16 protein-coding genes are annotated in these 12,892 nt (G+C 38.2%); 14 read left to right on the plus strand and 2 right to left on the minus strand.

The window, feature by feature from the left end:
• The first annotated feature begins 16 nt into the window (after positions 1-16).
• From lptE to lipA, 12 genes are all read left to right on the plus strand, one after another.
• A complete protein-coding gene (lptE, locus tag WH390_RS12525; protein ID WP_032116227.1) occupies positions 17-568 on the plus strand; it encodes an LPS assembly lipoprotein LptE in 552 nt (183 codons plus the stop codon).
• A complete protein-coding gene (gene holA, locus WH390_RS12530) occupies positions 565-1,605 on the plus strand; it encodes a DNA polymerase III subunit delta (protein WP_032116226.1) in 1,041 nt (346 codons plus the stop codon). The genes lptE and holA overlap by 4 nt, the downstream gene beginning before the upstream one ends.
• Positions 1,589-2,269, plus strand: coding sequence for a nicotinate-nucleotide adenylyltransferase (nadD, locus tag WH390_RS12535; RefSeq protein ID WP_032116225.1), 681 nt, complete (start codon positions 1,589-1,591; stop codon positions 2,267-2,269). The genes holA and nadD overlap by 17 nt, the downstream gene beginning before the upstream one ends.
• Before the next feature lie 278 nt (positions 2,270-2,547).
• Positions 2,548-2,865, plus strand: a complete 318-nt coding sequence (rsfS, locus tag WH390_RS12540) for a ribosome silencing factor (protein ID WP_032116224.1) — start codon at positions 2,548-2,550, stop codon at positions 2,863-2,865.
• A gap of 2 nt (positions 2,866-2,867) precedes the next feature.
• Positions 2,868-3,338, plus strand: a complete 471-nt coding sequence (gene rlmH / locus WH390_RS12545; protein ID WP_032116223.1) for a 23S rRNA (pseudouridine(1915)-N(3))-methyltransferase RlmH — start codon at positions 2,868-2,870, stop codon at positions 3,336-3,338.
• A 22-nt stretch (positions 3,339-3,360) separates the two neighbouring features.
• Positions 3,361-5,274 (plus strand): peptidoglycan DD-transpeptidase MrdA, encoded by a 1,914-nt coding sequence (gene mrdA, locus WH390_RS12550; protein WP_032116222.1) that lies wholly within the window; start codon positions 3,361-3,363, stop codon positions 5,272-5,274.
• Between the two features lie 3 nt (positions 5,275-5,277).
• Complete coding sequence (gene mrdB / locus WH390_RS12555) at positions 5,278-6,390, plus strand: peptidoglycan glycosyltransferase MrdB (RefSeq protein ID WP_032116221.1); 1,113 nt, start codon at positions 5,278-5,280, stop codon at positions 6,388-6,390.
• 14 nt (positions 6,391-6,404) lie between these two features.
• Positions 6,405-7,379 carry an endolytic peptidoglycan transglycosylase RlpA gene (rlpA, locus tag WH390_RS12560; RefSeq protein ID WP_032116220.1) on the plus strand — a complete coding sequence of 325 codons (975 nt, stop codon included), beginning with the start codon at positions 6,405-6,407 and terminating at the stop codon, positions 7,377-7,379.
• Between the two features lie 148 nt (positions 7,380-7,527).
• Entirely contained in the window at positions 7,528-8,739 is a 1,212-nt protein-coding gene (gene dacA, locus WH390_RS12565) for a D-alanyl-D-alanine carboxypeptidase DacA (protein ID WP_032116293.1), read from the plus strand.
• A 152-nt stretch (positions 8,740-8,891) separates the two neighbouring features.
• Positions 8,892-9,155, plus strand: coding sequence for a DUF493 family protein YbeD (ybeD, locus tag WH390_RS12570; protein WP_032116219.1), 264 nt, complete (start codon positions 8,892-8,894; stop codon positions 9,153-9,155).
• A 99-nt stretch (positions 9,156-9,254) separates the two neighbouring features.
• Positions 9,255-9,884, plus strand: coding sequence for a lipoyl(octanoyl) transferase LipB (gene lipB, locus WH390_RS12575; protein WP_032116292.1), 630 nt, complete (start codon positions 9,255-9,257; stop codon positions 9,882-9,884).
• Between the two features lie 127 nt (positions 9,885-10,011).
• Entirely contained in the window at positions 10,012-10,977 is a 966-nt protein-coding gene (lipA, locus tag WH390_RS12580; RefSeq protein WP_032116218.1) for a lipoyl synthase, read from the plus strand.
• A gap of 77 nt (positions 10,978-11,054) precedes the next feature.
• Here the strand turns inward: lipA and cspE are convergent, their stop codons facing one another.
• Both cspE and WH390_RS12590 read right to left on the minus strand, forming a co-directional pair.
• Entirely contained in the window at positions 11,055-11,264 is a 210-nt protein-coding gene (gene cspE, locus WH390_RS12585; RefSeq protein ID WP_032116217.1) for a transcription antiterminator/RNA stability regulator CspE, read from the minus strand.
• Positions 11,265-11,459: 195 nt separating this feature from the next.
• Positions 11,460-11,942 carry a methylated-DNA--[protein]-cysteine S-methyltransferase gene (locus tag WH390_RS12590; RefSeq protein WP_032116216.1) on the minus strand — a complete coding sequence of 161 codons (483 nt, stop codon included), beginning with the start codon at positions 11,940-11,942 and terminating at the stop codon, positions 11,460-11,462.
• A gap of 285 nt (positions 11,943-12,227) precedes the next feature.
• On the opposite strand from WH390_RS12590, the gene WH390_RS12595 reads away from it, so the two are divergent.
• Both WH390_RS12595 and nrdI read left to right on the plus strand, forming a co-directional pair.
• A complete protein-coding gene (locus tag WH390_RS12595) occupies positions 12,228-12,455 on the plus strand; it encodes a glutaredoxin family protein (RefSeq protein ID WP_032116215.1) in 228 nt (75 codons plus the stop codon).
• 9 nt (positions 12,456-12,464) lie between these two features.
• Positions 12,465-12,878, plus strand: coding sequence for a class Ib ribonucleoside-diphosphate reductase assembly flavoprotein NrdI (gene nrdI, locus WH390_RS12600; RefSeq protein WP_032116214.1), 414 nt, complete (start codon positions 12,465-12,467; stop codon positions 12,876-12,878).
• The last annotated feature ends 14 nt before the right edge of the window (positions 12,879-12,892 follow it).

Here is a 12,892-nt window from a genome sequence, read left to right on the forward strand (position 1 = left end):
TTAATAAGGAGACCATGTGCGTTATTTAATTACCTTATTTCTAAGCTTAGCAGTGTTGATCACGGCTGGCTGCGGATTTCGCCTACAAGGTACGACGCAAATACCTGAAGAACTAAAAACATTAAGATTAAGTAGTGGTGATCCCTACGGCCCGCTAGCACGTGCAATTAGGCAGCAATTACGCCTAAATAATGTCAACTTAATCGATGAAAATCTTCAGAATGTGCCAATTTTAAAAATAGTGGGTTCATCAGAAAACACCAAAACCGTTTCCATCTATCAAGACGGTAAAAGTGCAGAAAAACAATTAAATTTCTGGGTCAGCGCACAAATTATCCTCCCTAACGGCACTGTTTATCCGATAAAAACACGCGTCGAGCGCGCTTTCTTCGACAATCCGTTAGAAACACTAGCTAAAGACGCCGAAAGCGAACTTGTTAAACAAGAAATGCGTGAACAAGCGGCTCGCCAGTTAATTCGTAAATTACTGATCGTTCATAGCACTATTCAGAATGAGCCAGAAGGATCTGTGGTTGTCGAGAAAGCGCTATCGGTAGACTCAGAATGATCCGTATTTACCCGGAGCAGCTAACTTCGCAGCTTACTGATAAGCTGCGAACCTGTTATCTGATTTTTGGCAATGATCCGCTTTTATCACAAGAAAGCATGGATAAAATTTGTCAAGTTGCTCAACAGCAGGGTTTTTCTGAACGTTATACCTATTCGCTAGATACAAGCACCGACTGGGACACTATTTATCATCTTAGTCAATCGCTTAGCCTATTTGCTAGCCGACAAATCCTAATCTTAATATTACCTGAAAGTGGCCCCACAACCGTCATAGCGGAAAAGCTACTTAAGTTGGCTGAATTATTACATCCTGATTTATTACTCATATTATGCGGCGGCAAATTAACAAAAGCACAAGAAAATAGTGCCTGGTGCAAAAAAATAGGCCAAGATGCAGTTTATATTAATTGTCTGACACCAGAACAGTCCAGACTACCTCAATGGATAAACCAACGAGCAAAAGCCATATCTGTTACCTTAGATAAACAAGCTAATGAGCTTCTTTGTTACTGTTATGAAGGCAACTTACTAGCTCTTAACCAAGCTCTTGAACGTTTATCACTCTTATATCCCGATGGTAACCTCACCCTACCTCGTGTCAAAGAGGCTGTAAATAATGCCGTTAATTTTACACCTTATCATTGGGTTGATGCGCTACTTGCAGGTAAAATTAAACGCGTTTGGCATATCCTACAACAATTACAACGCGAAGATTATGAAGCAGTGATTCTATTACGTATAATTCAACGTGAACTGATATTGCTTTTGACATTAACACAACAAAATAGCGATGAAAATTTAAAAAAATTATTTGATCAGCATAAAATTTGGCAAGCCCGCCGCCCTCTTATTAGCGCTGCGCTACAACGTTTATCCATTCGCGAACTACAGCTTGCAATACAGTTAATTACCCATGCTGAATTACATTTAAAACAAGATTATGGCCAGTCAATTTGGCCAAAATTAGAAACTTTATCTATGCTATTGTGCGGTAAATCACTGCCCGAGAGTTTTATTAATGACTCAACAAACTAAGCAAACAGCTAATTCTAAATCTATTCAAGCACTATTTGGTGGTACCTTTGATCCTATTCACTATGGTCACTTACTTCCCGTTGAAGCGCTAGCTAAGCAAGTCGGTTTACAACAGGTTGTTTTACTTCCCAATCATGTGCCACCCCATCGCCCACAACCTGAAGCAACCGTTCAACAAAGATTGGCAATGATAAAATTAGCTATCAAAAATAATCCGCTATTTAGTATTGATACCCGTGAACTTAAACGTAAAACTCCCTCTTATACCGTTGAAACACTACTCTCTTTTCGGCAACAAATCGGTAGGCAAAAACCACTAGCCTTTATTATCGGACAAGATTCACTACTATCAATCAATACCTGGTTTGATTGGCAAAAAATTTTGGATCTTTGTCATTTATTAGTCTGCGCTCGCCCAGGCTATAGCACTTATTTTTCAACTCCATCAATGCAACAATGGCTAAAAAATCATCAAGTGCATGAGCCGGAAATACTCAGCCATAAACCTTGTGGTGCCATATATCTGGCTGATACCCCCTTGTTAAATATTTCTGCAACTGAAATTCGTGAACGAAAACGTGATAGAAAAAGTTGCAAAGATATATTGCCACCTGCAGTTTTGCGCTATATTGATAAACATCATCTTTATCAAAATTGCTCATAATTAACCAATAAATATAAAAAATTGACAAAAACTCCCTTAAACTATTGTGAGTATATAAGGTGATTGGTAATATCTTGGCGCTTTTTATATTGCTGATGAAAATAAGGCATAATTTCCGATAATTTATCTTAAAACTAATTATAAATATTCAACTGGTTTTACTAAAAATTAGATTAAAATATAGATTATCTTATGCTTATTTCTTTCAACAGAATTTTATAACTGAATAAAATATAACATTAATATTTTTTATTTAACTTGAAATTAAAGGTGAACCTTTGCAAGGAACTGAACTCCAACAATTTATTATCGACAAGCTTGTCGATACAAAAGCGCAAGATATTGTCACTATTGATGTACGTGGAAAATCTAGCATTACCGATTGCATGATAATCTGTACCGGAACATCTAATCGCCACTTAACATCAGTTTCGGACAAATTAATTGAAGCATTCCGTAAGACAGGAATAATTCCTCTGGGTGTTGAAGGACAAGGTGTTTCTGACTGGATCGTTGTCGATTTAGGCGATGCAATTGTTCATATCATGCAAGAAGATAGTCGCCGTATGTATGAACTTGAAAAACTCTGGAGTTGAATTTGAAATTACAACTGATTGCCGTTGGTAGCAAAATGGTTGATTGGATCCAGACCGGTTTTCAAGATTATCTTCATCGTTTTCCAAAAGATATGGCTTTTGAACTCATTGAGATCCCTGCGGGAAAACGTGGGAAAAATGCTGATCTCAAACGTATCATCGAGAAAGAAGGAGAACAGATGCTAGCTGCAGTTGGCAAAGGTAACCGTATAATTACCCTTGATATACCAGGTACAAGCTGGACAACTCGACAACTTGCTGAACAATTAGATCAATGGAAACAAGATGGACGTAATATTAGCTTTCTAATTGGTGGCCCAGAAGGTCTTGCCCCTGCCTGTAAAGCAGCAGCAGAACAAAGTTGGTCACTGTCATCCTTAACAATGCCTCATCCTTTAGTTCGAATATTTGTTGTAGAGAGTCTTTACCGGGCATGGAGCATTACAACAAATCATCCTTACCATCGGGAATAACATATTTGTGTAGGTTATTAGTGTGAATGCGAAGAAAGAAACAAAAAAAAAGAAACGCACCCCTTTTCGCGATTACACCGCTGAATCTACTCTATTCATTCGTCGAGCGTTGATAGCTTTTATTATCATTGTGATATTAGTAAGTATTTTAATTGCTAATCTTTATCATCTACAAGTGGTTCGCCATGAAGACTACCAAACTCGCTCCAATGATAATCGGATAAAATTGGTTCCTGTTCCACCTAGTAGAGGTATTATTTATGACAGAAATGGGATTCCTCTCGCGTTAAACCGAACATTTTATCAGTTAGAAGTCATTCCTGAAAAAGTCCCTAATTTAACAGAGCTATTGGCACAATTGCGTGATGTAGTTGATCTCACTGACGACGACATTACAAACTTCAAAAAAGAGCGTAAACGTTCACGCCGCTTTACCTCTATAGCGTTAAAAACCTCACTAGATGAAGTACAAGTTGCACGTTTTGCCGTTAATCAATACCGGTTTCCCGGGATAGAAGTCAAAGGTTACCAACGCCGCTATTATCCTTATGGCTCTGCGCTAACGCATGTTATTGGTTATGTAGCCAAAATTAATGATAAGGATATCGAACGTCTAGAAAATGATGGTCTACTAAAAAATTACACTGCCACCCATGATATTGGTAAATTAGGTATAGAACGGTATTACGAAAATATTTTACATGGCAAAACAGGCTATGAAGAGGTCGAAGTTAATAGTCGGGGAAAAGTCATACGCCAACTTCATGAACAAGCACCTCAGGCAGGCAAAGATATTTATCTCACTATTGATCTCAATTTACAAATTGAGGTCGAAAAGTTGCTCACCACCAGCCGAGCTGCCGTTGTTGTAACCGATCCTCGCAACGGAGAAGTACTGGCGCTGGTATCTACTCCAAGCTATGACCCTAATCTATTTGTTAATGGTATCTCTAATAAAGATTACCAAGCTTTATTAAATAATCCTAATCGTCCGCTAATTAATAGAACTACCCAGGGATTATATCCGCCCGCCTCAACCGTTAAACCATTCATGGCGGTCGCAGCGTTAAGTGAAAACATTGTCACCGCCAACTCCACCATATTTGATCCTGGTTGGTGGCAATTACCAAATTCCGAAAAACGTTACCGAGACTGGAAAAAATGGGGACACGGTAGATTAAATGTCGTTAGAGCCATTATCGAATCAGCCGACACCTTTTTCTACCAGGTTGCTTATGATATGGGTATCGATCGTATCTCCGATTGGATGCAGAAATTTGGCTATGGGCATTATACTGGTATTGATCTTGCCGAAGAACGCTCTGGCATTATGCCAACCCGGGAATGGAAACTAAAACGCTACAAAAAACCTTGGTATCAAGGAGACACTATTCCAGTCGGCATCGGCCAAGGTTATTGGACCACAACACCGATCCAAATGGCAAAAGCATTAGTGACGTTAATTAATGACGGCACGGTTAAAATTCCCCATCTACTTTATGGCACTAAATTAGGTAATGCTATGCTGCCTTATGAGCAGAAAGAGCATATCCAAATTGGTGATATTCATTCAGGCTTTTGGGAGTTAGCTAAAGAAGGTATGTATGGCGTTGCTAATGCACCAAATGGTACAGCACGTAGAAGTTTTGCCAACACTCCCTACAAGGCTGCCGTCAAATCAGGTACGGCGCAGGTATTCAGTTATGAAACCTATAATGCAAGTAAATTAGCTGAGCACTTGCGTGATCATAAATTAATGATAGGATTTGCCCCTTATCAAAAGCCGACCGTTTCCGTTGCTATTATTCTAGAAAATGGTGGGGCTGGACCGGCCGTTGGCGATCTTGTCCGCAATATTCTTGATTATGTTTTGCTTGGTAAAAAAACGATATCACAAACACCAGATACCAGTGTATCTCCAGAAGAAGATCAGTAATATATGACCGATAAATCACATAAATTACCTATTTGGACGCGTTTACATATTGATATTCCAATGTTGCTGATTATTCTCGCCTTAACGATATACAGTGTCATGATCATGTGGAGTGCTAGTGGGCAAGATATTGATATGATGCAGCGTAAGCTGATACAAATCGCGATTGGATTTGTTATCATGATTGTTATGGCGCAGATTTCACCGCGTATCTATGAAAATTGGGCGCCCTACCTGTATATTTTTTGCTTAATGCTGTTAATTTTTGTCGATGCATTTGGGCAAATCAGTAAAGGTGCACAACGATGGTTAGATCTTGGCTTCGTTCGTTTTCAACCGTCTGAAATTGCTAAAATTGCGGTTCCATTGATGGTTGCACGTTTTGTCAATCGCGATCTCTGCCCTCCCACCTTAAAAAATACCCTGCTGGCATTGATACTTATATTTCTCCCCACACTACTGGTTGCCGCTCAACCTGATCTAGGCACATCTATTTTAGTTGCTGCCTCCGGTTTGTTTATCCTGTTCTTAGCGGGTATGAATTGGAAATTGATTGCCATTGCAGCCACGGGCATCGCTTGCTTTATTCCCATTCTATGGTTCTTTCTGATGCACGACTATCAACGAGATCGTGTTATGATGTTACTCGATCCAGAAACAGATCCACTCGGTGCTGGTTATCATATTATCCAATCTAAAATTGCTATTGGCTCAGGAGGATTATTTGGCAAAGGCTGGTTACATGGCACGCAATCGCAATTAGAATTTCTACCAGAACGTCATACTGATTTTATTTTTGCCGTATTAGCTGAAGAACTCGGGTTAATTGGCGTAGTTATTTTACTGGTATTATATCTACTACTAATCATGCGAGGGTTAATAATTGCAGCTAATGCACAAAATACCTTTGGTAGAGTTATGGTTGGTGGCTTAATGTTAATTCTGTTTGTCTACATATTTGTCAACATTGGCATGGTTAGCGGTATCTTACCTGTAGTGGGTGTTCCTTTACCTTTGGTAAGTTATGGCGGCTCGGCATTAATCGTTTTAATGGCTGGATTTGGAATTATTATGTCAATCCATACCCATCGAAAATTTCTGTCAAAAAGCTTATAATCACGAGGTCTGTAATGCACTATCACTGGCTTATATTTAGCATTACTATAGCACTTTTAGCAGGCTGTGTTTCTCAAACTAAACAAAATACCAATATGCCTATGGCGCCGGTACAAGATATATCAGGAGCAGAGCCACGTTACGAACCTTATCACTCTGGCGCTAATAATGACTATCAACTTAATGGCCAAACTTATCAAATAATAAAAGATCCTGCCTATTTCAGTGAAACAGGCTTTGCTAGCATTTTTGGCTCTGAAGTTATCGGTAAAACAACTACGACGGGTGAAAAAGCCAGCCCTTATGAGTTCACAGCTTCACACCCTACTTTACCTATTCCAAGTTATGCCCGTATTACTAATTTAATCAATGGCAGAATGATGATAGTCCGCATTAATGATCGAGGCCCCTATATAGCCGGTAAAAATATAGCGCTATCACAGGCAGCTGCCGATCGGTTAAATTTAATGCTAACAACGCGTATTAAAATTGATCCGATTTTAGTTTCCCCTACCGGCACCTTAACTGGACCTGGCACGATTGGTGTTAATATTACCAAGCAGAGTTATGCCTTGCCTAAACCACCAAAATTAGAGACTCACTCCTCAAGCAGCAATCAATCAACAGCAGAAAATCACACTCACCAACCCGCTTTATCTCAATCAATACAATCAACAAAAATTCCTAGTACGGTATCAACCAATATGGTGAGTCAAAATAATCCTGCTAATCCGTCGTCAATGAAATTAGCAAGCGTGGCTACTGAACGTTATTTCGTACAAATAGGTGCGTTAAGTGATCAGGCTAAAGCAGCAGCATGGCAGCAGTCTGTTTCAAAAAAGCTAAATACACCTGGGCGTATTCAACCATTTAATAATATCTACCGTGTGCAACTTGGCCCTTTTCAAAATGCTAAAATAGCGGAACAAATACAAAACAAAATATTAATAGAATTAAATCAATCGAGCATTATCATAAATACCGAATAATCTATTGATTAATCAATAAAATCTCATTAGAGTAAAATAAAAAGCAACTAACCAGGCATCTCTGTTTCAGAAATAGTATATGACTTTTTAAGCTGATATTACGATGCCCACTCTATTAACATATTGCCAGCGGATCCCGTATATTATTATGAAATATGCAATTTTCTCCCGTTCTATCGGTAGCCTAATACTTAATATTAGTCTTATATTTTCCAGCACTCTATTTGCTAATAGCAATAATGCTATGCAAATCAACGTGATCCCTTCTGCACCAAATATTGACGCTGAAGCATATATTCTTATTGATTATTATTCAGGCAAAGTGTTAGCGGAAAAAAATGCCGATCAACGTCGTGACCCTGCCAGTCTGACTAAAATGATGACGAGTTATATCATTGGTCAAACAATTAAAGCAGGTAAAATTAGCATGAACGATATCGTCACTATCGACGAGAATGCCTGGGCCACAGGTAACCCCGTGTTTAAAGGCTCCTCGCTGATGTTCTTAAAACCCGGTGATCGTGTCTCTGTATCTCAATTGATACGTGGTATTAATTTACAATCTGGTAATGATGCTTGTGTGGCAATGGCTGAGTATGTGGCGGGTGACGAAGCGAGTTTTGTCAAATTAATGAACAACAATGTTCAACGCCTTGGTTTAAAAAACACCCACTTTCTTACTGTCCATGGCTTAGATGCTGATGGACAATATAGTTCCGCACATGATATGGCACTAATCGGCCAAGCGCTGATCCGAGATGTTCCGGAAGAATATGCCATTTACAAAGAAAAAGAGTTCACTTTTAATAAGATCCGCCAATTAAATAGAAATGGTTTGTTATGGGATAAAAGCCTGAATGTAGATGGCATTAAGACAGGACACACTGCCGCGGCAGGTTACAACCTGGTTGCCTCCGCTACCGAAGGGAATATGCGACTCATATCTGTTGTATTAGGTGGCCATAGCAGTAAAGGTCGGGACACCGAAAGCAAAAAATTACTCACTTGGGGCTTTCGCTTTTTTGAAACCGTCAAACCATTAGAAGGCGGGGTGGAGTTTGCCTCTCAACCGGTTTGGTTTGCTAATACTGATCAGGTAAAATTAGGTATTGAAAACGATCTCTATCTGACCATTCCCCGTGGTCGTATGAAAGATTTAAAAGCTAGCTATACATTAAACAATACTGAACTACAGGCACCATTAGCGAAAAACCAAGTTGTTGGCACCATTAACTTACAATTAGATAATAAGATCATTGAACAACGGCCGCTTGTTGTCTTGAAAGAGGTCGATGAAGGTGGATTTTTTAGTAAAATATTAGATTATATTAAATTGTTTTTTCAGCGCTGGTTTGGCTAAAGATTGAAAAATAACATTGCAACCTCCATTATGGTAAATATGTTCAATTTATAACTTAATTTTTTATTTAAGAAATATGAATAAATATACTATCTAAATCATATAACATTTAATATGGCAATAAGCGTGGTGGTAGTATTTTAGGAGAAGCTATGAAAACCAAACTACATGAGTTCCTAGAGTTTCCTTGCTCATTTACCTACAAAGTGATGGGGCTTGCTAAACCTGAGTTAACAGATCAAATCGTTGAAGTGGTTCAACGACATGTTCCGGGTGATTATGTACCATCGGTTAAACCAAGTAGTAAAGGTAACTTTCACTCAGTATCAATTACCATCACAGCAACCAACATTGAACAAATAGAAAAACTGTACGAAGAATTAGCTAAACTAGAATTAGTTCGTATGGTGTTGTAGACACAAATTATTGATGTACTTGAAACTATACTAGCAAGAATAATTTATGCAGGTTATACTGCATAATTATTGCATACCCCTATCAGTGGCAGAAAAAGTTTGTTAAAAAAAACCATTATATTACGTCAATTTGGGCTGCATGCTTACCAACCCATTTCTGATGAGATGCATCAGTTTACTAAAAAACGCGCGGTTGATACACCAGATGAACTTTGGCTAGTGGAACATTACCCTGTTTTTACCCAAGGCCAAGCGGGTAAAAAAGAGCACCTACTCGCGCCTGGGAATATTCCAGTTATCCAATCTGATCGTGGTGGACAAATCACTTATCATGGCCCCGGTCAGCAAATAATGTATATTTTATTAGACTTAAAGCGTAATCAAATTGGTGTGAGAGAGCTGGTAACTACACTGGAAAATACGGTAATTAATACTTTATCCGAATTTGGTATTACCGCCTACGCACAGCGCGAAGCCCCCGGGGTTTATGTTGAACAAAAAAAAATATGCTCTCTCGGGTTACGTATCCATAAAGGTTGTTCGTTTCATGGCTTAGCATTAAATATTAATATGGATCTTGCGCCCTTCGAACGTATTAATCCTTGTGGCTATGCCGGCATGCAAATGACGCAACTAAATGATTTAGTCCCTGGCAGCCAGGTTAAAGATGTCGAACCTTTATTAATAAAACATTTCTGCAACCTACTAGGATTTCAACTTGCAGAATAAGTTGTTATAATTTTTTTATAATTATTAAAAAAAAATTTAAATATGACATAAATAATGATCACATATGATAGCATAAAATATATCTATTATTGATCCGCAGCAGGAACCTAATGGAACTGGCATAATTATGAGTAGACCAATTCAAATGGAGCGTGGCGTTAAATACCGTGACGCTGATAAAATGGCACTGATCCCTGTCAAAACAATAAGAACGGATCATACAGAAATTTTACCTAAACCTGAGTGGATGAAAATAAAACTCCCCGCTGATTCCAGCAGAATAAAAGAGATAAAAAACGCAATGCGTAAGAATGGCTTACACTCAGTCTGTGAAGAAGCCTCTTGTCCTAACCTCGCTGAATGCTTTAATCATGGTACCGCCACTTTTATGATTTTAGGGGCTATCTGTACTCGTCGCTGTCCATTCTGCGATGTTGCCCATGGACGTCCTAATGCTCCTGATCCTAATGAACCAGCAAAATTAGCAGAAACCATTAAAGATATGGGATTAAAATACGTTGTTATTACTTCAGTAGATCGTGATGATCTGCGCGATGGAGGAGCCCAACATTTTGCTGACAGCATTACCGCTATTCGAGAGAAAAATCCAAACATCAAAATAGAAACGCTAGTGCCTGATTTCCGCGGTCGTATGGATCGCGCCTTAGCAATTTTAGCCGCTGCGCCACCCGACGTTTTTAATCACAATCTTGAGAATGTTCCGCGTATCTATCGCCAAGTACGCCCTGGCGCTAATTACGAATGGTCATTACAACTACTAGCAAAATTCAAGCAAATGCATCCTGAAATACCGACAAAATCAGGATTAATGGTTGGACTAGGTGAAACTAATGAAGAAATAGTTGATGTTATGCGAGACTTACGCCGACACGGCGTTACCATGCTAACCTTAGGCCAGTATCTCCAACCCAGTCGACATCATTTATCAATAAAACGTTATGTCAGCCCTAAAGAATTTGAAGAAATGAAAAATGAGGCAATAGCAATGGGCTTCACGCATGCAGCATGTGGCCCATTAGTACGCTCATCTTATCATGCAGATTTACAAGCGAAAGGCATAGAAATTAAATGATAAATCATTTAATTTCATGCCAACATAAAAACCCGTCTCAATAATTGAGACGGACTATTATAAATTCTTATAGTAAATCAAATAGCGACAACGTTTATAGCAGATGGCCCTTTCTCCCCCTCAGTAATATCAAACTCAACTTTCTGACCTTCGGCCAAAGTCTTAAAACCTTCGGTTGTAATAGAACTGAAGTGAACGAACACGTCTTTACTGCCATCTTCTGGAGTGATAAAACCAAAACCTTTTGCTTCGTTGAACCACTTAACGCTACCTTTAACTTTTGACATCAATATTACCTTTACATAAATAAAAACACACAGTTTGTGTCTTATATAGTACAGCAAAAATTATGCTTCATTGTCTACTACTAAGATCACGAAATTAATTAAAAACTTAAATTATCATTGTAATATAGGATAAAAGCCTAAAAAAACAATCAAAAAAACCAATAATAGTGTTTATAAATGTTTATTATAACATTTTTAGCCAATTTTTCGACTATTTCCATTCTTTTCATAATCTAAAAACCAACTTTTTATATCTAACCCACCGCTGTAACCTACTAATTTACCATCATGACCAATAACACGATGACACGGAATAATAAGCGCAATAGGATTACGCGAATTTGCCATACCAACTGCTCTACAGAAATTAGCAGAACCTAGTGCAATTGCGAGTTCCTTATAACTCCAGCATTGGCCATATGGAATTTCACCAAGTTGCTGCCAAACTCTTTTCTGAAAATGGGTACCAGAAGGATTCAAGATGACAGAAAAATTGTCTCTTTCACCATTAAAATATTGCTCTAATTCTTTTATACACTGTTCGGTATGAACATTTTTACGTTCTTTTTCATTTATTTGGTTAACAAAATCAACACCGATTATTCCATTATGATCAGCGGTAATGTGAATGAAAGGTCTTGGAAAACCTTTTGGAGTAGAAAAATAATGGTGGTACATAACAACTTCCTTAAAATAGTGAACTATTTTAACAATTCATTTTATCCCGCAAGCAAAATTACCGCTGTTGGCAAAAATATTTCTGCCTATTGGAATATTTGTTAAAAAAATATAATAAAAATACAAATTTTTTATTTCTTGTTGAAATAATAAGTTAGATAAAATTCCCACCACAAATTAGATAACACTATATATAGTATGGTTGAATAAAAATAAATCAAGATATAGTATTTATAATGGCTGATCAATTGTAAACTTAGTTATTACCAAATTAAGGAGCCAACAATGAATATTATCGTCTACAGTAAACCAGATTGTGTACAGTGCAATGCAACTTGTCTAGCACTAAAACGTAAAAATTTACCTTATGATGTCGTGGATTTAACCCAAGATCATGAAGCATTGCGTTTTATTACCAAATTGGGCTATCAGCAAGTACCCGTTGTTATAGCTGGTAAACAACATTGGTCAGGCTTTCGCCCTGATATGATCAATCAATTAGCTAGTAATTAACATAATATGATGAAAACTCAGTCACTTATTTACTATTCCAGTAAATCGGAAAATTGCCATCGCTTTGTGCAAAGATTGGGCTTCCCTGCTACACGCATTCCTATTGATACGAATGAGATACTACCAAGTGCGACCCAACCTTACGTTTTACTGCTCCCTACCTATGGTGGCGGTGGTACAACCGGTGCTGTGCCCAAAGCTGTTATTTACTTTTTAAATCAACCCCAAAATCGAAAGTTTTTACGGGGCGTCATTGCATCAGGAAATAGTAATTTTGGTGAAACTTACGCTATAGCAGGTAACATTATTTCCGCTAAATGCCAAGTACCATTGCTCTATCGTTTTGAATTACTCGGTACTGAACGGGATCTTCAACAAGTACGCCAAGGGTTACAACAATTTTGGCAACAACAAATGCAGTGAAGTAATACGGAGCT

The organism is Candidatus Arsenophonus nilaparvatae, assembly GCF_045346035.1.
GTDB classification, from domain to species: domain Bacteria; phylum Pseudomonadota; class Gammaproteobacteria; order Enterobacterales; family Enterobacteriaceae; genus Arsenophonus; species Arsenophonus nilaparvatae.